At 67.5% G+C, this 20,495-nt stretch carries 17 protein-coding genes; 11 read left to right on the top strand and 6 right to left on the bottom strand.

Translation table 11 applies throughout. The features are described from left to right. From ACIA8C_RS33020 to ACIA8C_RS33010, 3 genes are read right to left on the bottom strand one after another with little or no spacing between them, the layout of a single operon-like run. A complete protein-coding gene (locus tag ACIA8C_RS33020; protein WP_397141510.1) occupies positions 1-1,362 on the bottom strand; it encodes a sensor histidine kinase in 1,362 nt (453 codons plus the stop codon). Beyond that, a complete protein-coding gene (locus ACIA8C_RS33015; protein ID WP_397141508.1) occupies positions 1,359-2,048 on the bottom strand; it encodes a response regulator transcription factor in 690 nt (229 codons plus the stop codon). The genes ACIA8C_RS33020 and ACIA8C_RS33015 overlap by 4 nt, the downstream gene beginning before the upstream one ends. 23 nt (positions 2,049-2,071) lie before the next feature. After that, a complete protein-coding gene (locus ACIA8C_RS33010) occupies positions 2,072-2,542 on the bottom strand; it encodes a hypothetical protein (protein ID WP_397141506.1) in 471 nt (156 codons plus the stop codon). A 383-nt stretch (positions 2,543-2,925) separates the two neighbouring features. Here ACIA8C_RS33010 and ACIA8C_RS33005 point away from each other — a divergent pair, with 383 nt between their 5' ends. Together ACIA8C_RS33005 and ACIA8C_RS33000 are read left to right on the top strand one after the other, a co-directional pair. Further along, positions 2,926-5,163, top strand: a complete 2,238-nt coding sequence (locus ACIA8C_RS33005; RefSeq protein WP_397141504.1) for a hypothetical protein — start codon at positions 2,926-2,928, stop codon at positions 5,161-5,163. A 76-nt stretch (positions 5,164-5,239) separates the two neighbouring features. After that, positions 5,240-7,039 carry a dynamin family protein gene (locus tag ACIA8C_RS33000; RefSeq protein WP_397141502.1) on the top strand — a complete coding sequence of 600 codons (1,800 nt, stop codon included), beginning with the start codon at positions 5,240-5,242 and terminating at the stop codon, positions 7,037-7,039. Between the two features lie 12 nt (positions 7,040-7,051). Here the strand turns inward: ACIA8C_RS33000 and ACIA8C_RS32995 are convergent, their stop codons facing one another. Then, positions 7,052-9,049, bottom strand: coding sequence for a glycoside hydrolase family 15 protein (locus tag ACIA8C_RS32995; RefSeq protein WP_397141500.1), 1,998 nt, complete (start codon positions 9,047-9,049; stop codon positions 7,052-7,054). A gap of 127 nt (positions 9,050-9,176) precedes the next feature. On the opposite strand from ACIA8C_RS32995, the gene ACIA8C_RS32990 reads away from it, so the two are divergent. After that, a complete protein-coding gene (locus ACIA8C_RS32990) occupies positions 9,177-9,443 on the top strand; it encodes a hypothetical protein (RefSeq protein WP_396989295.1) in 267 nt (88 codons plus the stop codon). Positions 9,444-9,516: 73 nt separating this feature from the next. On the opposite strand, the gene ACIA8C_RS32985 is transcribed toward ACIA8C_RS32990, so the two are convergent. Then, positions 9,517-10,572 (bottom strand): M48 family metallopeptidase, encoded by a 1,056-nt coding sequence (locus tag ACIA8C_RS32985; RefSeq protein WP_397141498.1) that lies wholly within the window; start codon positions 10,570-10,572, stop codon positions 9,517-9,519. A 71-nt stretch (positions 10,573-10,643) separates the two neighbouring features. Here ACIA8C_RS32985 and ACIA8C_RS32980 point away from each other — a divergent pair, with 71 nt between their 5' ends. From ACIA8C_RS32980 to ACIA8C_RS32945, 8 genes are all read left to right on the top strand, one after another. Beyond that, positions 10,644-10,733, top strand: a complete 90-nt coding sequence (locus ACIA8C_RS32980; RefSeq protein WP_317983926.1) for an Ms4533A family Cys-rich leader peptide — start codon at positions 10,644-10,646, stop codon at positions 10,731-10,733. A gap of 202 nt (positions 10,734-10,935) precedes the next feature. Then, positions 10,936-12,024, top strand: a complete 1,089-nt coding sequence (locus ACIA8C_RS32975; protein WP_397141496.1) for a sulfate ABC transporter substrate-binding protein — start codon at positions 10,936-10,938, stop codon at positions 12,022-12,024. 31 nt (positions 12,025-12,055) lie between these two features. Continuing rightward, the gene (cysT, locus tag ACIA8C_RS32970; protein ID WP_397141494.1) at positions 12,056-12,934 is read left to right on the top strand and encodes a sulfate ABC transporter permease subunit CysT; all 879 of its coding nucleotides are present in this window, start codon (positions 12,056-12,058) and stop codon (positions 12,932-12,934) included. Next, entirely contained in the window at positions 12,931-13,737 is an 807-nt protein-coding gene (cysW, locus tag ACIA8C_RS32965; RefSeq protein WP_397141492.1) for a sulfate ABC transporter permease subunit CysW, read from the top strand. The genes cysT and cysW overlap by 4 nt, the downstream gene beginning before the upstream one ends. After that, positions 13,734-14,729 carry a sulfate/molybdate ABC transporter ATP-binding protein gene (locus ACIA8C_RS32960; RefSeq protein WP_397141490.1) on the top strand — a complete coding sequence of 332 codons (996 nt, stop codon included), beginning with the start codon at positions 13,734-13,736 and terminating at the stop codon, positions 14,727-14,729. Before cysW ends, ACIA8C_RS32960 begins: the two co-directional genes overlap by 4 nt. A gap of 815 nt (positions 14,730-15,544) precedes the next feature. Further along, positions 15,545-16,756, top strand: coding sequence for an Hsp70 family protein (locus ACIA8C_RS32955; RefSeq protein ID WP_397141488.1), 1,212 nt, complete (start codon positions 15,545-15,547; stop codon positions 16,754-16,756). A gap of 240 nt (positions 16,757-16,996) precedes the next feature. Then, positions 16,997-18,001, top strand: coding sequence for a diiron oxygenase (locus ACIA8C_RS32950; RefSeq protein WP_397141486.1), 1,005 nt, complete (start codon positions 16,997-16,999; stop codon positions 17,999-18,001). A 1-nt stretch (position 18,002) separates the two neighbouring features. Continuing rightward, the gene (locus ACIA8C_RS32945; RefSeq protein WP_397141484.1) at positions 18,003-19,586 is read left to right on the top strand and encodes an FAD-dependent oxidoreductase; all 1,584 of its coding nucleotides are present in this window, start codon (positions 18,003-18,005) and stop codon (positions 19,584-19,586) included. Between the two features lie 111 nt (positions 19,587-19,697). Here ACIA8C_RS32945 and ACIA8C_RS32940 read toward each other — a convergent pair whose 3' ends face one another. Then, positions 19,698-20,459, bottom strand: coding sequence for an SDR family NAD(P)-dependent oxidoreductase (locus ACIA8C_RS32940; RefSeq protein WP_397141482.1), 762 nt, complete (start codon positions 20,457-20,459; stop codon positions 19,698-19,700). Between the last annotated feature and the right edge of the window lie 36 nt (positions 20,460-20,495).

Genomic DNA, 20,495 nt, shown 5'->3' with positions numbered 1-20,495 from the left:
TCATTCCGAGGGCTGCATGGCGATTCGGACCTGGAGACGGACGCCGCCTAACGGGCTGCGGGTGAGTTCGGCTGTGCCGGAGTGTAATTCGGCTTGTTGACGGACCAGGGCCAGGCCTAGGCCGGAGCCGGGGGAGCCGGGGCCTTTGACGAAACGGTCGAAGGCGTTGGGGCACACGGATTCCGGGATTCCTGTGCCGTCGTCGTCGATGAGAATTTCCAGCTGGCCTTCGGCTGCCTGGCCGACCGAGATGCGGACGGTGTCGGCGTGACCGTGTTGGACGGCGTTCGCTACCGCGTTGGTGACGATCAGCATGAGGCCGCCGGGGAGGCCGGTTACCGTGACGGGTTCGCAGTCGGTGAGGACGATGCGGACGTCGGGGTGGCGGCGTTGGGCGTCTTGGGCTGCGCGGTCGAGGGTTTCGCAGAGGTCGAAGGGTTCGAACACGTCGGGCTCGGTGAGTTCGCCTACCGCTAGTCGTTCGAGGTCGGTCAGTGTGTTCTCGATCTGCTTCTCGGCGAAGAGCACCTCGGTGAGGATGGTGCCGCGCTGTTCGGCGGGAATCTCCTTGGTGGCCAGCACTTGTAGGTCGGTGCGCAGCGCGGTGAGTGGGGTGCGCAGTTCGTGGGCGCAGACGGCGGCGAAGTCGCGGGCGCTGGTGAGCGCGTGGTTGGTGGCGCGGTGGGCGGCTTCTAGTCGGGCGAGCATGCGGGTGATGGCGTCGGAGAGTTCTTCCGCTTCCCTAGCGCCTTGACCGGACAGCGGCGGGAGTTCCTCGAGGGTGTCGATGCCGTGGGTGGCGGCGGCCAGCCTACGCAGCGGGCGGGCGGCATAACCGGCCAGGAACCAGCCGAGTAAGGCGGCGATCAGCGCACCGGCGACGCCGATGCCGAGGCCGATCAGCTGGCTGCGGTGGATGGCCGAGGCGACCACGTCACGGTTCGGGTCCAGCGAGACGAGCACCCCGGGCAGACCGTCGACGCGCGTGATCGCCACGTCGGGTGGCAGGTCGTTCGGAACGGGGGCGGTGCCCGCCTCGGGGCTGCCTGTTGCCGCATAAGGCGCCGGGATCGGGTAGTCGGCCGTCCCGCCCGGCGCCGCGGGGGGCGACGGCGCCGCATATGGTGGCCCGGGAGACGCGGGTACGGCGTTCGGCGGCATGGACGGAACCCGGTCCATCGGAAGAGTTTTCAGCGGCGGGGCAACCCGGACCGCCATCGACGAGACAGTGTCGTCCAACTGCCGCTCACCGGTCGCGTTCAGCAACGCGGCGAAGGTGATGGTGAGGGTGAGTGCGACGAGTGCGGCGACCACGCCGGAGACCACCGCAACCCGAGTACGCAGCGACGGTGAGCGTTTCACGGCTGCTCCCGTAAGACGAAGCCGACACCGCGCACCGTGTGCACCACCCGCGCCGCGCCGGGCGCCTCCAGCTTGCGCCGCAGGTACGAGACGAACACATCAACCACATTGGTGTCGGTGGCGAAGTCGTAACCCCATACCGTGGAAAGGATTTGCTCGCGGCCGAGCACGATGCCCGGGTTGTCGGCGAGCATGGCGAGTACCTCGAATTCTCGTTTTGTCAGGTCTACCGGGGTGCCCGCGGCCAGCACCCGGTGCCCGGCCAGGTCGATCTGCACCTGACCGATCCGCACCTGCGCGTCCGGTCGTTCGGTGGTGACCCGGCGGCGCAGCAGCGCGTGCAGCCGGGCGACGAGCTCGCCGAGGTCGAAGGGCTTGGTTAGGTAGTCGTCGGCGCCGCGTTCGAGGCAGGCGATGCGGTCGGTCACGGCGCTGCGCGCGCTCAGCACACAGATCGGGATGTCGTTTCCCATCGCGCGCAACGCCGTGACCACGCCTTCACCGTCCAGCGTCGGCATGTTCACGTCCAACACCATGGCGTCGGGTGTCGCGTTACGCACCATCGCCAGCGCCTCGGCACCGTCGGCCGCGGTGACCACCTCGAAATCGGAGAGTTCCAACCCGCGTCGCAGCGACGCGAGCACACGAACCTCGTCGTCCACGACCAAGATCCGGTGTCCGGTCATGGATCAACATTAGTCCCGGCCGGTCAGCGAACGCTGGCGACGACGCACCCCGGCTCGGCCGGGTAGGCGGGCACCGCGTCGGCCGGGACGCCGGGGACAGTGACGGAGGGGATACCGGGGTCGGCCGGGACGCCGGGGGCGGTGACGGAGGGGATACCGGGGTCGGCCGGGACGCCGGGGGCGGTGACCGACGGGACGGTGTCGAGCGGGGTCGCGGGCACAGCACCCGGCGGCAGGTCGCGTTCGATGGTGACCCACGGTCCGTCTTCGCCCTCGCCACGGGTGATCAGCACCGACCCGTCCGGACCGATCTCGGGACACACCATGGGCTCGCCGGGAGCCGGATCGATCGCGATGCGGGGGCCGGGCTGCGTCGGCATGGGCGGTGGTCCCGGCTGGGCCGAGGCGGCGCCCGCCATGCTCGCGACCACGGCGGCGGTGAGCGCGGTCCCGCTGAGCACGGCCGCGATGCGGCGCCCGATGAGTGCGGTCATGAGGGGTGACTCCTTCAGATCGATGCTGTCGGCCCGGCTGGTCCGATGAAATCGACGGTAGGCAAAGGATCTTCACCACTTGTTGAGCAATCGTTAGAGAACTCTTAGGGTCTGGTCGGCCGCCGCGCGACGCGGCCGGGCACCGGCAGAATCTGACCTGGTCATGGCGCATATTGGTGGCCGCGACCAGTTTGCTAACCCACTAGAAATAGGGCTTTCGTTCTGGTTTTCGGGATGGCAAGGTTGTGTTGCTCGCCTCCAGCGGAGTCTCTACAGTCCTGGAGAATGTGACAGTCGGGTTTTCCCGAAATAGTGTTAGGTGATCTTCACTCGGCCTGGCCGGCATGTGAGGATGGTTGCTGGAAACCCGAGATGGAGCTTTCATGACGCGTGACCTGCCCTTCGATGACGAGACCACCGAGGCAGCTGAGCGCACGGGTGACACCGCCTATCGAGTAGCCACGGGCGTCGCGCGGGTCGCGCGGGCCGGTGCGTACGTCACCGGTGGTGCACTGGTGGCGGCGAACGGTGGTGGCGTCCCGGCACACCCCAACTCTTCCCACGCGGACAGCAGGAACGCGGGCTGGGCGCACAACACCGACCCCGACTCCGACATCCCCTCGCCGGTGATCACCTTCCCGGACCTGGTCGTCGAGCCCGCTCCGATCACTTCACCGCACGCGAGCAACTCGACGGTCGCGCACCCCAACCCCGGCTTCGGCCTGCCCGGCACCGATCACGGCGGTGCGAACCTGCCGCTGCCAACCCTCAACGGCGACTACAACGGCACCGACGCGGGCTTCGCGCTGCCCGGCACCGACGGTGGCCAGTCCGGCATGGGACTGCCGAGCCTGCCCGGCGGTGGGTCCGGCCAGCAAGGCATGGAGCTGCCAGGGACATCGGGCCAGCCCGGCTTCGGACTGCCCGGCACGTCCGCCACGCCGGGCCAGTCGGGCATGGGACTGCCGGGCACAACCGGCGGCATCGGCCTGCCCGGTAGCGACGCCGACGCGTCCAACGGCCTGCAGCTGCCGGGAACCGGTGGCGGCGGCGTCTCGAACGATCTCGACCTGCCCGGCGGCCACGGCTTCGGCCTGCCCGGCCACGGGCTCGGTCAGGCCGGGCACGGTTTCGGCCTGCCGGGCACCAACGGGTTCGTCGCGCCGGGTTCCGGCGCCTTCGACCTGCCCGGATCGCACGCCGCGTCGACCGCGGCCGGCCCGTTCGACGGTGTCGGTGACGGCGGCGCGGACCCGCTCGGCGTCTTCGTCGGCACGCAGTGGTCCGTGGACTTCGGCATCGGCCCGCAGGGCGTCTACTTCAACTCCGAGATGAAGGTGGACGTCGGCGCCGGTCACGTGGGCGACCAGCTCGACCAGTTCACCGACTTCCTCGGCACCGGCCTCGGTCACGTGCCCGACGGCACCGGGCGTTCGGTGCTCGATCCGGCCATGAACGGGCACAGCCAGCACAGCCACCCCGGCGTTGTCGGGGGCCTGACCACCCCGGGCTCAACCACCTCGTCGACGGCACCGGCCGCCACCGTGCAACCCGTCGTGCAGCCGCTCGCCGCGCCCGCACCGGTCATGTCGGCCGCGGTCGCGCCAGTGGCGCCCGTCGCGGCCGCACCAATTGTCGCGGTCGCGCCCGTGGCGAGCGCCGCGCAGCCGGTGGCGGCCACCCCGCTGCAGACCACCATCCAGCCGGACGCCGCGACCACGCCGATCGCGAATGTGTTCACCGCGCCGGAGGGCCCGTCGGTGCTCACCGTGCCCGCGGCCGCCACGCCGCTCCTGTTCGATCATGCCCGGCCGACGCCCGTGCTGAAGCCGACCGCTCCGGCGACGGACCCGACGAAGCACTCGGACGGCTCGGTCACCACGCCGAACGTGCCGACCACCATCACCAAGACCGTCCCGGTCCCGGTGGTGCCGACCGACGTCGCCACCCCGAGCGTCCCGAAGACGCCGGATGTCACGACGAAGGTGCCCGGCGCGGGCCAGCCCTCGACCTCACACGGCGGCATCAGCACCGGACCGGACGTGCCGACCACCAAGATTCCGCCGACCACCGGCAGCCAGCCGACGCACGCCCCGACCACCGCGCCGGATGACGACGACGTGTCCGCGCCGGGCACGGGTACCGGACCGAGCACCGGGACCGGACCGAGCACCGGCAACGGCGGCACCTCCGGCGGGGTCACCACCCAGCCGACCGTGCCGACCAAGGACGTGCCGACCGCGACCCAGCCGGATCCGACCGTGCCGACTCATGACATACCGACCGCGGACGTGCCGACCCACGATGTCCCGGTCCCGACCCAGCCGAACGTGCCGACCCACGATGTCCCGACCTACCAGGCCCCGACCCAGGCGCCGGCGCCGACCTACAAGCCGCCGACGACGTTCGACCCCAAGCCGCACGCGATCGCGGATCCGATCAGCAGCGCGCACATGGTCGACTCGTCGATGGTCCCGATCCAGGACCATGCCTTCTACGCCGACCACTCGACCCTCGCGGTCGCCGCGGGCGGCGGTCTTTCCGGCGGACTGATGCCGGAGTCGACGATGGCCGAGACCCACCACATGGTGCCGGGCGGCTTGGACATAGCGTTGATGTAATCGGAGCTTGTTGTGTGGTCAAGGGGTGCAGGGGGCGTCCATGTCGATCGATAGCAAACACATGTAAGGAGGCAGGTTGTCTGCCGCAGCCGGGCTGAAGGCCGCGACGGTGAAACATCCGGACGCGATGGCGCCGCTGATCCGGATTCTGGACGAACTGCGGGAGATGACCCGATTCGCGGGCCGCGACGATCTGGGCAGCCGCCTGAGTATGGTCCGGGCCAGGGTCGGTGACCCGAGGGTTCGCCTCGTTGTCGTCGGTGAGCCGAAGAACGGCATGAGCACGCTGGTGAACAGCCTGGTCGGTGCGTCGGTCAGCGCGACAGACAGCGACCTGAGCGTGCCGGTCATCGTCGAGTACGGGCCGGAACCGACTGCCACACTGGTGCGTTCGGTCGACGGCCGGACCGAACGACAGTCGGTGGATCCGCTCGATCCCGGGCCTGCCATCTCCGGCTTCGGCGTGATCCGGGCCGAGTTCACCCAGCCGAGTTCGCTGCTGGCCGACGGGGTCGTGGTGATGGACGCGCCGGGTGCGCGCGGCGCCGACAACACCACCTGGTCGATGGTCGCCGCCGCCGACGCCGTGCTCTATGTCACCAACGCGGCCACCGAGCTCACCGTCGATCAGATCGCCTACCTGCAGCGCATCCAGCAGATCTGCCCCACCGTCATCTGCGTGCTGAACAAGATCGACCAGTTCTCCCACTGGTCGCACACCCAGCAGCGCAACCGGGAACTGCTCGACGCGGCCGGACTCGGCTTCGCGGTGGCGCCGGTGTCCGCGGAACTGCATCGGCAGGCCGGACTGTCCGGCAACTACCAGCGCGACATCGAATCCGGTGTGCCACAACTGATCGACCACCTGCGCGACTACGTGGTCGCCCGCGCGGACAGTGTCGCGCTGGAAGCGGCGGTGCAGGATATCCGGCTGGTCAGCGACCATCTCGGGTTGACGTTGCGCAACGAGGTCGAGTCGCTGCGTGATCCGCGGATGCGTGCCGAGATCACCGACAAGCTGGTCCGGGCGCGCGACGACGCGGAACAGCAGCGCCAGCGCACGTCGAACTGGCAGGTCACGCTGGTCGACGGCAGCACAGAACTGATGGCCGACATCGAACACGATCTGCGGCACCGGCTGCGCAGTCTGGTGCGCGACGCCGAGGCCGAGATCATGCAGCACGATCCGGCGCGCCGCTGGAAGGAATTCGGCACCGACCTCGACGCGCGGATCTGTGAGGCGGTCGAAGAGAACTTCGTGATGGCGCACTACCGTTCGGTCGAGCTGTCCGAACAGGTGGCGTCGAAGTTCCTGGCCGACAACCGCGCCGCGCCGCTGCCCAACATGCGGCTGGAGAACCCCGGTGAGGTGCTGGCGGCGGTGCAGCCGCTCGAGCCGTTGGAGAGCGCGAAAGCGCGTGTGGGGCAACAGTTCCTGTCCGCGCTGCGCGGCTCCTACGGCGGCATCCTGATGGTCGGTCTTGTTACCAGCATCCTCAAGATGTCGCTGGTGAACTGGTACTCGATCGGCGCCGGTGTGCTGCTCGGCATCAACGCCCTGTGGGACGAGCGCAAGAACCTCAAGGCGCGTCGCCGCGCCGAGGCGAAGGTCGCGGTGGCCCGTCTGATGGATGACGTCATCTTCCAGGTGAGCAAGGAATCACGAAATCGGTTGCGCGCCATGCAGCGAGTACTGCGCGATCATTTCACCGAGATCGCGGGCGACAACGCCAAGCAGGCGGACGAGGCACTGCGCCTGGCCGAATCGGCCTACCAGAAATACGGCGATCACAGCGGCGACCGGATCAAGGATGTCGACGGGCAACTCGGCAAACTGCGCGGCCTGCGTGAACAGGCCGACAGTCTGACCGTCTGACGAAAAGCCCTGCTACCCAGGGTTGTTCGCGGGGGTGTGCGCGGGTTGGAAGCCGCCGGCTTGCCGGTTGTCTTCGGCTCTGATCACGTGGGTGACGGCGTTGATCAGGGCAAGGTGGGTGAAGGCCTGCGGGAAGTTGCCGAGGTGGCGGCCGCTGCGCGGGTCGATCTCCTCGGCATAGAGGCGCAGCGGGCTGGCGAAGCCGAGTAGCCGCTCGCACAGGTGCCTGGCGCGCTGGAGCTCACCGATCTCCACCAGCGCGGACACCAGCCAGAACGAGCAGATGGTGAAAGCGCCTTCCTCGCCGGTTAATCCGTCGTCGGTGGTCTCGGTGCGGTAGCGCAGCACCAGGCCGTTCTCGGTGAGCCGGTCCGCGATGGACAGCACGGTGGCCCGGATCCGATGATCGTCCGGCGGCAGGAAGCGGGTCAGCACCGCCAAAAGCAGTGAGGCGTCCAGGGTGTCGCCGCCATAGGTCTGGGTGAGCACGCCGTTGGCGTTCACCCCGTGCACGAGGATGTCGGCCTTGATCTCATCGGCGATGGTGTACCAATTGGTGGCGCTCTCGTATTGGCCGTGCAGTTCGGCGAGTTTCGCGCCGCGGTCGAGCGCGACCCAGCACATCACCTTGGACGAGGTGAAATGCTGTGGCTCGCCGCGCACTTCCCAGATGCCGCGGTCGGGCTCGTGCCAGTGCGCGATGGCCGCGTGGACCTGGTGTTCCAGCAACGGCCACAACGTTTCCGGCACCTGCTGGCGCGACTTCACGTGCAGGTACACCGCATCGAGCATGGTGCCCCAGATGTCGTGCTGGTCCTGGTTGTACGCGGCGTTGCCGATGCGCACCGGCCGCGATCGGTCGTAGCCGCTGAGATGGTCGAGGTTCTCCTCGGCGATCTCGCGTTCGCCGCCGATGCCGTAAAGGACTTGCAGCGGAACGGCATCGCCGTTCGCGTCGGTGGTGGCATCGCGCAGGAAGGCGAAGAAGTCGTCGGCCTCCCGGTTGAGTCCGAGCGTGTACAGGCCCCACAGCGCGAAGCTGGAGTCGCGCACCCAGGTGTAGCGGTAGTCCCAATTACGTTGACCACCAGGGGTTTCCGGAAGGGAAGTGGTGGCAGCGGCGAGCAGCGCGCCGGTCGGCGCGTAGGTGAGGCCCTTGAGGGTCAGCGCGCTGCGCTGTAAGTAGTTGCGCCACGGGTGATCCGGGAAGTTGCCCTGGGTGATCCACTGCCGCCAGCTCTCCGTGGTCTGCCACATCTTCTGCGCCGCGTCCGCATAGGACTTGGGCGCTGGCAATTCCGACCACGTCAAGGCGATGAATTTCTCGTCACCCTCCGACATCCTGGTGTGGGCGCGTGCCTCCCGGCCTTCGAGTCCGAGCCGCAGGTCGGTGGTCAGCATGAGGCTCGGGCCCGCGCTCGGGTCGTCGGTGCGGACCGCGGTCGCCTCCTCGTAGACCTTGCCGGTGTACTCCCAGCGGCTCACCGCACGGTGGTAGTCGAAGGATGGCTCGCAGCTCATTTCCAGCTCCACGGTGCCGTTCACGCACTTCACCGTGCGCAGCAGCATGTGCTCGGCATCCCAGTCCATCGGGGTGCGGCGGTGTGTCTTGGAGCGCTGGTCGTTGTTGTGCCACGGGCCGAGCACGAGCGCGTCGCGCACGATCAGCCAGCCGGTCTCGGTCTGCCAGGTGGTCTCCAGGATCATTCCGCCAGGCAGGTAGCGGCGCGCGCTCGGCACGTTGACGCCGTACGGGCCGAGCCGGAAGTGGCCCGCGCTACGGTCCAGCATCGCGCCGAAGACGCTGGCGGAGTCCGGGCGGGGGACACACATCCACTCGACGGATCCGTTGCTGGCGATCAGGCAGCTGGTTTCGCAGTCGGACAGAAAGGCATAGTCGTCGATCGGCGGGAAGGCGCCGCGCCGCTTCGATTCGGTCAGGTGGCTGAGCACCGGCAGGTCATACGGCTCGTCGACGGTGAGATCGGCGGAGGACTCGGGAGACGCCATCCCCACATCTTCGGGCCCACCGCGGCCTTACGTCCACTGTGTCTATTGTCGCGTCCGCTCCCTCGGCGCGTCCGTGACCGAATATTGACCTTGCCGAGCTCTCAGGTGGACGCACTAGGCTGGGCTGGTGCATCAGATCGCAGGTTGGTGGGACAGCTTCGAGCTGTGGGTCGCGGGACTCCCGTTCATCCCGCAGTTCCTCGTCGTGCTGGTAGGCATGGTCCCGGTCAGCTTCGCCATCGCCTACCTGCTCGACCGGACGCTGCGCGCCCTGCTGCGCGTGCTCGACCGCAAGCACGGCGTCGAGGAGGCGCTACCCACCGTGCCCGACACCGTGCCCGCCGATCTCGCTACCGGCGATGCCCGCCCGACCGTGCAGAGCGGTGCCCACTGATGCCCCGTTCGCGCGTCCAGCTGGCTTTGATCGCCCTGCTCGTCCTCGTCGTGGTCGCCTGGCTCGTCACCCGCTAGTTCTCCCCGGCCCGCCAGTCGTTGAACCGCTTGCCGATCTTGGAGACGGTCTCGCCGACCTCCTGGCCGACCGTGTTGACCGCGGAGCCGACGTCGCGGCCGAGGTTGCGCACGGTGCGGATGAGCGGGTCCTCGGACTGGTCGAAGTTGTTGCGGTAGGTCCGGGCCGCTTCCTTGATCTCGTCGGTGATGCTGGTGTTCTTGTCCTGGTCCCGCCGCGGGTAGTCGCCGGCCAGCACGCGGTCGTATGCACCGCTCTGGATCCAGCGGCGCAGTTCGGCGGCGCGCAGCACGGAGAACGGGTGGCTCTGCAATTCCAGGTTGAGCAGCTTCAGCACGCCGTCGCGCAGATCGCCGGAGCGTTCGTAGTCGTCGGCCTGGGCCAGGAACGCGCCATGGTTCATTTCCTTGATCCAGGTGCCGCCCGCGGTCTTCATATGCACCCGCACCGAGGCGTCGACATCCTGGACACAGAGCAGCCCGGCCCGGTCGCCGGACAGCTCGGATTTGCGGCTCCATTCCATCAGCGCGGCGACGATCGCGCGTAAAGCCCAGCCGCCCACCGGCATCCAGCCGATGCTCGCGGAGATGCGCAGCAAATGCATGAGCATGGTGCGGTACACGGCGTGCCCGGACAGCGCGTGGCCGAGCTCGTGACCGACGATGAAACGCAACTCCTCGGTATCCATCAGATCGATCAAACCTGTGGTCAGCACGATGAACGGCTGGTCCATGCCGATGGTGAAGGCATTCACGTGCGGGCTCTGCAGCACGAAGATCTCCGGCGTGGTGCGGGCGTCGAGCACCGCGACGCAGTCTTCGCGCAATTGATGCAGCGAACGGAACTGTCGTTCGTCGACCCGAACGGCCGTCGCGAGGTACAGAAGTCGATGCTGGCGTTCTTGCAGCAAACCGGACAAAGTGCGCAGAATTGCGTCGAATCCGGATAGCGTCCGCAGCGCGACCAACGCGGAGCGGTCGGCGGGGTGTTCCCACGCGCGAGTGCTGATGCCTGGAAACCTCGTGCGTACGCGATCCGGGCTGTTAGTCATGGGATGAAACCCCCCTCTTCCTGGAACTCTGTGATTCGAACTCGGGCCGTGGCCTCTGCTACAGTCTGCCCGTGTCTTCGAGTTGTGTCCCGCGGGTCCGCCATGAACTGGCGTTGATCGCGGTCGGCAATCTCGCGGTCGCCGACATTCTCTGTCGCTGATCGGCTACCGGGCACGTTTGCGCCTTCTCCTCTCGTAGACTGGCGTGCAACTTTTTCGCAGGCGTGCCCGAACTTCGACGGCCTATCCGGCCGACAGTCACGCCACCACTCGCATCGATGCGGCGGCAGGTCTACCGATCCAACAGCATTTTCTTTGCCGCTCGAGGTCCCGAGCCGGCGGTCCGTAGGAAAGGTCCACCCGATGTCCAGCAAATCTTGGCTCTCCCCGCGCCGACGCTCGGTTTACCCACCCCGTCGGCTTCGCCTCCTGCCGACCCCGGTTGCGATCGCCGCCCTCACCGCGTTCGCGGCGGTCGCCCTCACCGCCTGCGGTGGCGGAGCCAGTGACACCGTCGGGGGTGGTGGCGCCGACGGCAGTGGCGGCACGCTGAACCTCTATGGCTACGCCGTCCCGAAGCCCGGCTTCGACAAGGTGGTGCCCGAGTTCAACAAGACCGACAAGGGCAAGAACGTCGTCGTCAACGGCTCCTACGGTGCCTCGGGCGATCAATCCCGCAAGGTCAAGGATGGTGCCGAGGCCGACATCGTGAACTTCTCGGTCGAGCCCGACGTCACCCGCCTGGTCGACGCGGGCCTGGTCGACACGAACTGGAATGCCGACGCCACCAAGGGAATTCCGTTCGGCTCGGTCGTCGCGATCGTGGTGCGCAAGGGCAATCCGAAGGGCATCAAGGACTGGGACGACCTGCTGAAGCCCGGCGTCGAGGTAGTCACCCCGAACCCGTTCAGCTCCGGCTCGGCCAAGTGGAACCTGCTCGCCCCGTACGCGGCCAAGTCCGACGGTGGCAAGAACCCGCAGGGCGGCCTGGACTATCTGAGCCAGCTCGTGTCCAAGGATCACGTGAAGGTGCAGCCGAAGTCGGGCCGCGAGGCCACCGAGACGTTCTTGCAGGGCACCGGTGACGTGCTGCTCAGCTACGAGAACGAGGCCATCTTCTCCGAGCGCAACGGCGACAAGATCGAGCACTTCATCCCCTCGACCACGTTCAAGATCGAGAACCCGGTCGCGGTGCTCAAGAACAGCAAGAACCAGGAGAAGGCCGTCGCCTTCCGCGACTTCCTTTACACCACCGAGGGCCAGAAGGCTTGGGCGGCAGCGGGTTTCCGTCCGGTCGATCCGTCGGTGGCCGCCGACTTCGCCAAGGACTTCCCGACCCCGCAGAAGTTGTGGACCATCGCCGACCTGGGCGGCTGGAAGACCGTGGACAAGGAGCTGTTCACCCCGAACACCGGCTCCGTCGCGGTGATCTACGACAAGGCGACCAAGTAACCGGGTTCGGCTCACGGGATACTGGACGACTGTGACTGACAGCAGCACCGCCGCGAGCTCGCCGACTCCCGGCGGTTCCCCAACCCCAGAGCGGTTCAATTGGTCGTGGCTGCGGGTGACCGGCTCGGTGGGCCCGCTCGGCATCGCCACGGCGGTGCTGTGGCTCAGCATCATCGTGCTGCTCCCGCTGGCCGCGCTCACCGTCACCTCCTTCGACGAGGGCTGGTCCGGCTTCTGGGCGGCGATCAGCGCACCCGCCGCGGTGGACTCGCTGCGGATCACCGTGCTCGTCTCGATCGTGGTCGCGGTGATCAATGTGGTGATGGGCACGCTCATCGCCTGGGTGCTGGTGCGTGACGATTTTCCCGGCAAGGGCATCGTCAACGCGCTGATCGATCTGCCGTTCGCGCTGCCGACGATCGTGGCCAGCATTGTGCTGCTGTCGCTTTACGGCCCGCAGAGCCCGATTGATATCCACCTCAACGCGACTCAGCCCGGCCTCATCGTCGCGCTGGCGTTCGTCACGCTGCCGTTCGTGGTTCGCTCGGTGCAGCCGGTGCTCATCGAGGCCGATCGCGAGGTCGAGCAGGCGGCGCTCTCGCTCGGCGCGGACAACTGGACCACCTTCCGCCGCATCGTATTACCCACGCTCGGCCCCGCGATCATCTCCGGCGGCGGGCTGGCTTTCGCCCGCGCCATCGGCGAATACGGTTCGGTGGTGCTCATCGGCGGCGCGATTCCGCGCAAGACCGAAATGGCCTCGCAGTACATCCAGAAGCAGATCGAGATCGATCGGCCGATCAACGCGGCAGCGGTTTCGGTTGCGCTGCTGGTCATTTCGTTCGCGTCGCTGCTGGTGCTGCGCCTGCTCGCCGAGCGAAGCGTGCGAAAAGAACAGGAATCCCGATGAATTTGTCTTGGCCTACCCGTATTTCGTTGCGGGTTGTCGCGCTGGGGTACCTGTTCGTGCTGCTGGTGTCGCCGCTGATCATCATTCTGCTGCGGACCTTCGAAAAGGGTATCGGCGCGTTCGTCGATTCGATCACCACGCCCGCGGCGATCTCGGCGTTTCAGTTGTCGATGATCATCGTGGCGATCGTGGTTCCGTTGAACGTCATCTTCGGCATCTTCACCGCGCTCGCGCTGGTGCGCGGTAAGTTCCCGGGCCGCACGCTCGTTCAGGGCATCGTCGACCTGCCGTTTGCGGTCTCGCCGGTGGTGGTCGGGGTGGCGCTGATCCTGCTGTGGGGGGCGCACGGGTGGTTCGGCGGCCTGGAGGGTCTCGGCTTCAAGGTGATCTTCGGCCTGCCCGGCATGGTGCTTGCCACCATCTTCGTCACGTTGCCGTTCGTGGTACGCGAGGTCGAGCCGGTGCTGCACGAGATCGGCGACGAGCAGGAACAGGCCGCCGCCACCCTCGGCGCCACCCGCTGGCAGACGTTCTGGCGGATCACCCTGCCCGCCATCCGCTGGGGCCTCACCTACGGCGTTGTGCTCACCGTGGCGCGCGCACTCGGCGAATTCGGCGCGGTGATCATGGTTTCCTCCGCGCAGCCGGGCAAGTCGCAGACCTTGACGCTGCTGGTGCACGGTCGATACATCAACGACCACAACACCTTCGGCGCCTACTCCGCCGCGACCCTGCTGATGGGCCTTGCCCTCGTGACACTCCTGTTGATGACCCTCCTCGAACGCAAACGGGGCACTAAATGATCACCGTGACCAACGCGAAGAAGAACTACGGTTCGTTCGCCGCGCTCGACGACGTCACCATCGATATCCCGTCCGGCGAGCTGACCGCGCTGCTCGGGCCCTCGGGTTCGGGCAAGTCGACGCTGCTGCGCTCGATCGCCGGACTCGAATCGCTCGACTCCGGCATCGTGCTGATCGCCGGAAACGACGTGACCAGGGTGCCGCCGCAGAAGCGCGACATCGGGTTCGTGTTCCAGCATTACGCCGCGTTCAAGCACATGACCGTGCGCGACAATGTGGCGTTCGGCTTGAAGATCCGCAAGCGTCCCAAGAACGAGATCGCCAAGCGGGTCGACGAACTGCTCGGCATCGTCGGGCTCGACGGCTTCCAGCATCGCTATCCGGCCCAGCTGTCCGGTGGTCAGCGGCAGCGGATGGCGCTGGCCCGCGCGCTCGCCGTCGATCCGCAGGTGCTGCTGCTCGACGAGCCGTTCGGCGCGCTGGACGCCAAGGTCCGCGCCGATCTGCGCACCTGGCTGCGCAGGCTGCACGAGGAGGTGCACGTGACCACCGTGCTGGTCACCCACGACCAGGAGGAGGCGCTGGACGTGGCCGACCGGATCGCGGTGATGAACAAGGGGCGCATCGAGCAGATCGGCACGCCGGAGGACGTGTACGACCGGCCGGCCAACGAGTTCGTCATGTCCTTCCTCGGCGCCGTGGCGCGGCTCAACGGACATCTGGTGCGCCCGCACGACATCCGGGTCGGCCGTGAGCCGAGCATGGCGCTGGCCGAGCACGAGGGCACCGCCGATTCGGTCGGTGTCACCAGGGCGACCGTCGAACGGGTCGTGCACCTCGGCTTCGAGGTGCGGGTGGAGCTGCGCAACGCGGCCACCGGTGATCTGTTCGCCGCTCAGGTGACCCGCGGTGACGCGGAGGCCTTGCGGCTGTCCGACGGTGAAACGGTGTATGCGCGGGCCACCCGGATCCCGGAGTTGCCCGCGCACTGATGGATGGTGCGAAAGGCGGCAATTCTCCACTGCCGCAGTCGAAACCAGTAGGTTTCGGTTCGGCCATTAGCTCCTGGGTTCGAAAGCGGTTGTGCCGGAACGGTCGATCAGTCGATGGTCCGAAGTCTGTGAACGCCTGGGTTTTTCGCGCACCGGGCCTTCTGGATCGGCTGCTCCCGTAATCGGCGTAGCACCCCCGCCGCTGTACGTGCAGTGGTGGGAGTGGGCCGCAGAACTTGCGGGGGGCCACCAGTCGGTCGGCATGGATTCGGGCGGATTTAGTCCGGGAGATCATCGGCTGCTGAGACGTTGCTGATCTTGTGCTGGCGCAAGGAAATCCGTCGGTTCTCGCGGGCGGGCAGCGCCATCACAGCGGGTACGAAGTTGCGCTGGTGTCCGATCGGGCCGGTCGTCCAAGGTGTCGGCAGTGCGGTGTGTCGTCGTCTCACCCCGCGGTTGCGGACAGTATCCGCCTCCGGCGGTCGATTGTCCGGCGTTCGGGGGATTGTTAGGGGCTATCACAGCATGTGAGAACGTGTATTCGCGTGCGGTGCCTGATGTCGGGGCGGTTGTTCGGAGCTTCCGCAAACACCGATGGGACACCGTCGAATATCGGCGTGTCGCAGTGCGATCCGGCTGCCGTCGCATTCGCCGCCGTCCAGGGCAGGTGACCAGGATGGATGCTTGTGCTATGCAACCTGTGCCAAAACAGGCGGGCTGCGGACAACAGGGTGTCCGGTGGTTGGCAGGCAGGTCGCGGAGTGGTTGCGTGGAGAGAGTTCGAAGCAAATCGGCTCGGCGATCAGAGGATTGCGATGGCGGTTGGTCTCGGTTTGAGCATCGGCACGGTGAACACGGTTTCCGCTCTCGCGGAGGAGGGTTCGGACGGCGCCCACCCGCCCCGCTGGCTTCGCCAGCTGCCGTCCCCGGCGGCTCCGCCCGGTCGCCGCTGGGCGCAGCGCTCCCAAACCATCACTCGCCGAACAACACTCACCTTCGACAGTACTGGTTTGGCCAGGGTCGGCATGATTCCGCGGCACGGGCGCGCGATCATCGAATTCGCCGATCTCACGCAACGTTCGATCATGTCGGCGCGGGTCGGTCACCGTGCCCTTTCGCCCGCGGACCTGGTGGCGGTGGTCGCCGAGAGCCTGATCACCGAGACACTGCTCGACCATCCGCACTACGACGCGCACAGCAGCGAGGTCGGCATCGCGCTGACCTACCCGGCGCGCTACACCGAGACGCACATCGGCGACCTGCGGGCCGCGCTCGACGCCATCGGTCTGGACAATGTCGAGCTGGTCGCCGAACCCATCGCGGCGGCCACCTGGCTGGAAGCCGACCGCGGCCCGCTGATGCCCGGTCTCGCGCTTGTCTATGACTTAGGCGGCGCGAGTCTCGACGTCACGCTGGTCCGCGTCGGCGCGGGTTGCCCGGACAACCCGATCGTCGGCCAGCCGATGTACTCCGCCGAATACGGCGGCCGGGCCTTCGGCGCGCTGGTCGCCTCGCGCGCCGGGCACGGACTGCCGTCTGCCTCGATCTCCGGTTCGGTCACCGGCACCACCGCGGACGAGTTACGCACCAAACACGTGCGGGCCTCCTTGGAGCTCGTCTACCGATGCCTGCGCGCCGCGGACGTCACCATGGCCGACGTCGACTGTGTCGTCGTGGTCGGCGGCGCGGCGCGGCCGGTCGAGGTGGCCCAGGTGCTCGCGGGCGAGCTGGCCCGGCCCGTGATCACCCCGCCCGATCCGGAGCGAACCATCGCCGACGGCGCGGCGATCATCGGCCGCAGGGCCGCCGTCGCCGCCGAGGAGTCGGCGGGCAAACACCACGGCAAGCGCCGCCCCGGTGCGCACCGCCGCGCGGCCACCAGGGCGATGGTGCTGTCGCGGCGGACCAAGCAGCGGCTGACCAGGGTGGCGCTGGCCGCCGGGCTGTCCGTCGCCGGTGTCGGAATGGCGCTCGCGCTGCCCGCCGACGGGGTGGTCGTGGGATTGGCGCAGCTCGGGCTGCGTTAGGGGCGATCCGGTGGCGGTCGCGACGAGGGCGGCCGCCGCTGGACCCCTGACCGGTTAGCTGCGTCGAGTGAGGCCGCAGCCATCGTGTTACCCGACGACGGGGGACTGGTGGCGGCGGCCTCTCGCTTGGATTTCCCGTGATCAGCCGTCCAGTTGTTGTCTTCGCGTCTTGACGTGCCTGTCCATAGGTGTAACTATTGGATACAGATAAACGTCCAACTAGGAGAGGCAGCGACGACGATGTCTACAGCTGTGACGCCCCCGATCGATACCGATCTGGAGAAGGCGCAGGAGTACGCCTCGAAGCTGCTGCTGCTCTCCGAAGGTTCGGTCAACAAGCACTTCGACCCGTTCGAGGACATCGACTGGGACAACCCCGACTTCGCCCCCGAGGCGGGGCCGGAGCGATGGATCCTCCCGGTCTCGGCCGACCCGCTCGGTCGCCACCCGTGGTACCTCGCGCAGACCGACGAGCGCAAGATCGCGATCGGCAAGTACCGCCAGGCCAACGTCGCCAAGGTGGGCCTGCAGTTCGAGACGATCCTGATCAGCGGCATGGTCACGCACAACTTCGGCCTGCCCAACGGTTCCCCCGAATTCCGCTACTGCTCCCACGAGATGATCGAGGAGCACAACCACACCCTGATGTTCCAGGAGATGGTGAACCGGATCGGTGAGGACGTGCCGGGCATGGGCCCGCTCGTCCGCAAGTTCAAGTACTTCGGCGCTCCCGTGGCCGCGCTCTTCCCGAACCTGTTCTTCATGGCGGTGCTGGCCGGCGAGGAGCCGATCGACCACATCCAGAAGGCGATCCTGCGCTCCGGCGAGGACGTGCACCCGATCATGCGCGGCGTGATGGCCATTCACGTGGCCGAAGAGGCGCGGCACATCTCCTTCGCCCACGAATTCCTGAAAATCCATGTGCCGGAGGCGAAGCCGGGCAGCAAGTTCGTGCTGTCCATCGCGATGCCGATCGTCATGTACATCCTCGGCCGCTCGATCTTCACCCCGCCGCGGTCCTTCTGGCGCGAATTCGACATCCCGGACTACGTCCGCAAGGAACTGTTCTACGGGTCGAAGGAATCCAAGCAGGAGTTCAGCGACTTCTTCGGTGACGTGCGCACGCTGGCCAAGGACATCGGCCTGATGAACCCGATCTCCAAGGCCGTCTGGAAGCTGCTGAAGATCGACGGCCACACCACCCGCTACCGTTCGGAGCCGTTGCGCGCGGCCAAGGCCGGCTGACGTGCCCTATCTCATCACCCAATCATGTTGCAGCGACGCGTCTTGCGTGTACGCCTGCCCGGTCAACTGCATCCATCCCACGCCGGATGAGCCCGACTTCCTGACCGCGGACATGCTGTACGTGGACCCGCAGGCGTGCGTCGACTGCGGCGCCTGCGCCACCGCCTGCCCGGTCGACGCGATCGTGTCGTCGAAGAAGCTGACCGAAGAGCAGAAGCCGTTCATCGAGATCAACGCCGACTTCTACCGGCAGGCCCGGCCGCGGCCGCTGCTGGCAAAGCCGGTGCCCGCGGCCGAGATTCGCACCGAGCGCAGGCCCATGCGGGTGGCCATCGTCGGGTCGGGCCCGTCGGCGATGTACGCCGCCGACGAGCTGCTGACCCAGCCCGACGTGTCGGTCACCGTGTTCGATCGGCTGCCGGTGCCGTACGGTCTGGCCCGGCACGGCGTCGCGCCGGATCACGACAAGACCCGCAAGGTCAGCGAGCTGTTCGACATCATCTCGGCCCAGCACGGCTTCGGTTCGTACCTGAATGTCGAAGTGGGCGGACATGTTTCGCACGAGGAGCTGCTCGATCACTTCCACGCGGTGATCTACGCCGTCGGTGCGTCGGCCGACCGCAAGCTCGACATCCCCGGTGAGGGTCTCACCGGCAATATCTCCGCCACCGACTTCGTCGCCTGGTACAACGGGCATCCCGATCACGTGGACCGCGTCTTCGACCTGTCGCAGCAGCGAGCCGTCATCGTCGGCAACGGCAATGTCGCCCTCGATGTCGCGCGCATTCTGACCAGCGACCCGGACTCGTTGGCGGGCACCGACATTGCGCCGTACGCGCTACGGGCGTTGCGGGAGAGCAAGATCGAGGAGGTCGTCATCCTCGGCCGCCGCGGCCCGCTCGAATCCGCTTTCACCGTGCCGGAATTCGTCGGCCTGCTCGGTGCCGACGTGGACATCACGATCGAGGGCGAGCTGCCCGAGGTCACCGATGGCCTGCCGTATCAGGTCGAGCAGAAGCTGCGGCTGCTGCACACCGTGCGCAATCGGCCGTTCGGTGAACGCAAGCGGGTTGTGTTCCGCTACTTGGCTTCGCCCACCGAGATCCTCGGCACCGATCGAGTCGTCGGCATCGAGGTGAGCCGAAACGAGCTCGTCACCGACCCGGACGGCCGCACCCGCGCGGTCGCCACCGGCGTCACCGAACGCCTCGACGCGGGGCTGGTGCTCACCTCGGTCGGCTACCGCGGCGTTGCGATCCCTGGCCTGCCATTCGACGCCGCGGCGAGCGTGATCCCGAACCAGGACGGCCGCGTCCTCGAACGCGTCAACGGCGCCGTCCTTCCCGGCACCTACGTCACCGGCTGGATCAAGCGCGGGCCGACCGGCTTCATTGGCACCAACAAATCCTGCGCCCAGCAGACGGTGCAGCAGCTAGCCGACGACTACAACGCCGGCCGCCTTCCCGAACCCGCTGGCACCGCAACGGAATTCGACCGCCTGATCCACCAGCGCCAGCCCGAGGTCCGGACCGCGGGCGCCACCAAGCGCCGCAGCCCGGTCCGTCGCCTCCTGACCCGCTCCTGACGATCTCCTCGCGGGACTACGTAGTCCCGCGAGGCCGCCACCATCGACGCCAACGTCGCCGTCGATGGTGCCCGCACCGGTCGCGCGATGAGGGTGTGACCGCACAGGGCCTTACTGCGCGGTGAAACCGCCGTCGATGGCGAGGGCGGCGCCCGTGACGAAGCTGGCTTCGTCGCTGAGCAGGTAGGCGCAGAATGAGGCGGTTTCCTCGGGCTGGCTGATCCGGCCGAGCGGGTGCAGCGCGGCGATGGCGGCTTCACCCTCGGGTGTCGCGCCCATCGAGTTGCGGAACGCCGGGGTGTCGATCGCGCCGGAGACGATCGCGTTCACCCGGACGCCCTGCTTGGCAGACTCCAGCGCGACCGCCCTGGTCAGGCCGACAACGCCGTGCTTGGCCGCCACGTACGGTGCGACCGAGCCCATCCCGACCATGCCGAGGTTCGAGGCGTTGTTGAGGATCGCGCCGCCGCCGTTGGCAACCATCGCGGGCACCTGGTGGCGCAGGCCGTAGAACACACTCGTCAGGTTGAGTTCCAGGTCGGCCCGCCAGCCCGCCTCGTCGATCTCGCCGATCGGGCCGAAGGCGTTGAGCGCGCCCGCGTTGTTGAAGGCGGCGTCGAGTCTCCCGTATTCGGTGAGCGCGGCCTGGGTGAGGCGGGCCACGTCCGCTTCTACTGTCACGTCGGTCGGCACGAACAGCGCCCGCCCGCCTGCCGCCCGGATCTCGGCCGCGACCTGCTCTCCCGCGTCCTTGCCGCGTGCGCCGAGCACAACGGCGGCCCCTTCGCTCGCCACTCGCAGCGCCACCGCCTTGCCGACACCTGAGCTGGCGCCCGTGATCAGTACGACCTTTTCCGCGAACCGTGTCGCCATGGTCTCCATTTCCCTTCTCGGTCTTGCGATCTCACC

Source organism: Nocardia sp. NPDC051321, from assembly GCF_044455225.1.
In the GTDB taxonomy this organism is placed as follows: Bacteria; Actinomycetota; Actinomycetes; order Mycobacteriales; family Mycobacteriaceae; genus Nocardia.
The sequence above is the reverse complement of the archived record's forward strand: the minus strand, read 5'-3'. Positions and strand labels throughout refer to the sequence as shown.

Excerpts from the sequence above, each read along its gene's own strand:
- ACIA8C_RS33015 (WP_397141508.1), bottom strand. The coding sequence starts at position 2,048 with ATGACCGGACACCGGATCTTGGTCGTGGACGACGAGGTTCGTGTGCTC.
- ACIA8C_RS33010 (WP_397141506.1), bottom strand. The coding sequence starts at position 2,542 with ATGACCGCACTCATCGGGCGCCGCATCGCGGCCGTGCTCAGCGGGACC.
- ACIA8C_RS33005 (WP_397141504.1), top strand. The coding sequence starts at position 2,926 with ATGACGCGTGACCTGCCCTTCGATGACGAGACCACCGAGGCAGCTGAG.
- ACIA8C_RS32995 (WP_397141500.1), bottom strand. The coding sequence starts at position 9,049 with ATGGCGTCTCCCGAGTCCTCCGCCGATCTCACCGTCGACGAGCCGTAT.
- ACIA8C_RS32985 (WP_397141498.1), bottom strand. The coding sequence starts at position 10,572 with ATGACTAACAGCCCGGATCGCGTACGCACGAGGTTTCCAGGCATCAGC.
- ACIA8C_RS32975 (WP_397141496.1), top strand. The coding sequence starts at position 10,936 with ATGTCCAGCAAATCTTGGCTCTCCCCGCGCCGACGCTCGGTTTACCCA.
- cysW (WP_397141492.1), top strand. The coding sequence starts at position 12,931 with ATGAATTTGTCTTGGCCTACCCGTATTTCGTTGCGGGTTGTCGCGCTG.
- ACIA8C_RS32960 (WP_397141490.1), top strand. The coding sequence starts at position 13,734 with ATGATCACCGTGACCAACGCGAAGAAGAACTACGGTTCGTTCGCCGCG.
- ACIA8C_RS32955 (WP_397141488.1), top strand. The coding sequence starts at position 15,545 with ATGGCGGTTGGTCTCGGTTTGAGCATCGGCACGGTGAACACGGTTTCC.
- ACIA8C_RS32950 (WP_397141486.1), top strand. The coding sequence starts at position 16,997 with ATGTCTACAGCTGTGACGCCCCCGATCGATACCGATCTGGAGAAGGCG.
- ACIA8C_RS32940 (WP_397141482.1), bottom strand. The coding sequence starts at position 20,459 with ATGGCGACACGGTTCGCGGAAAAGGTCGTACTGATCACGGGCGCCAGC.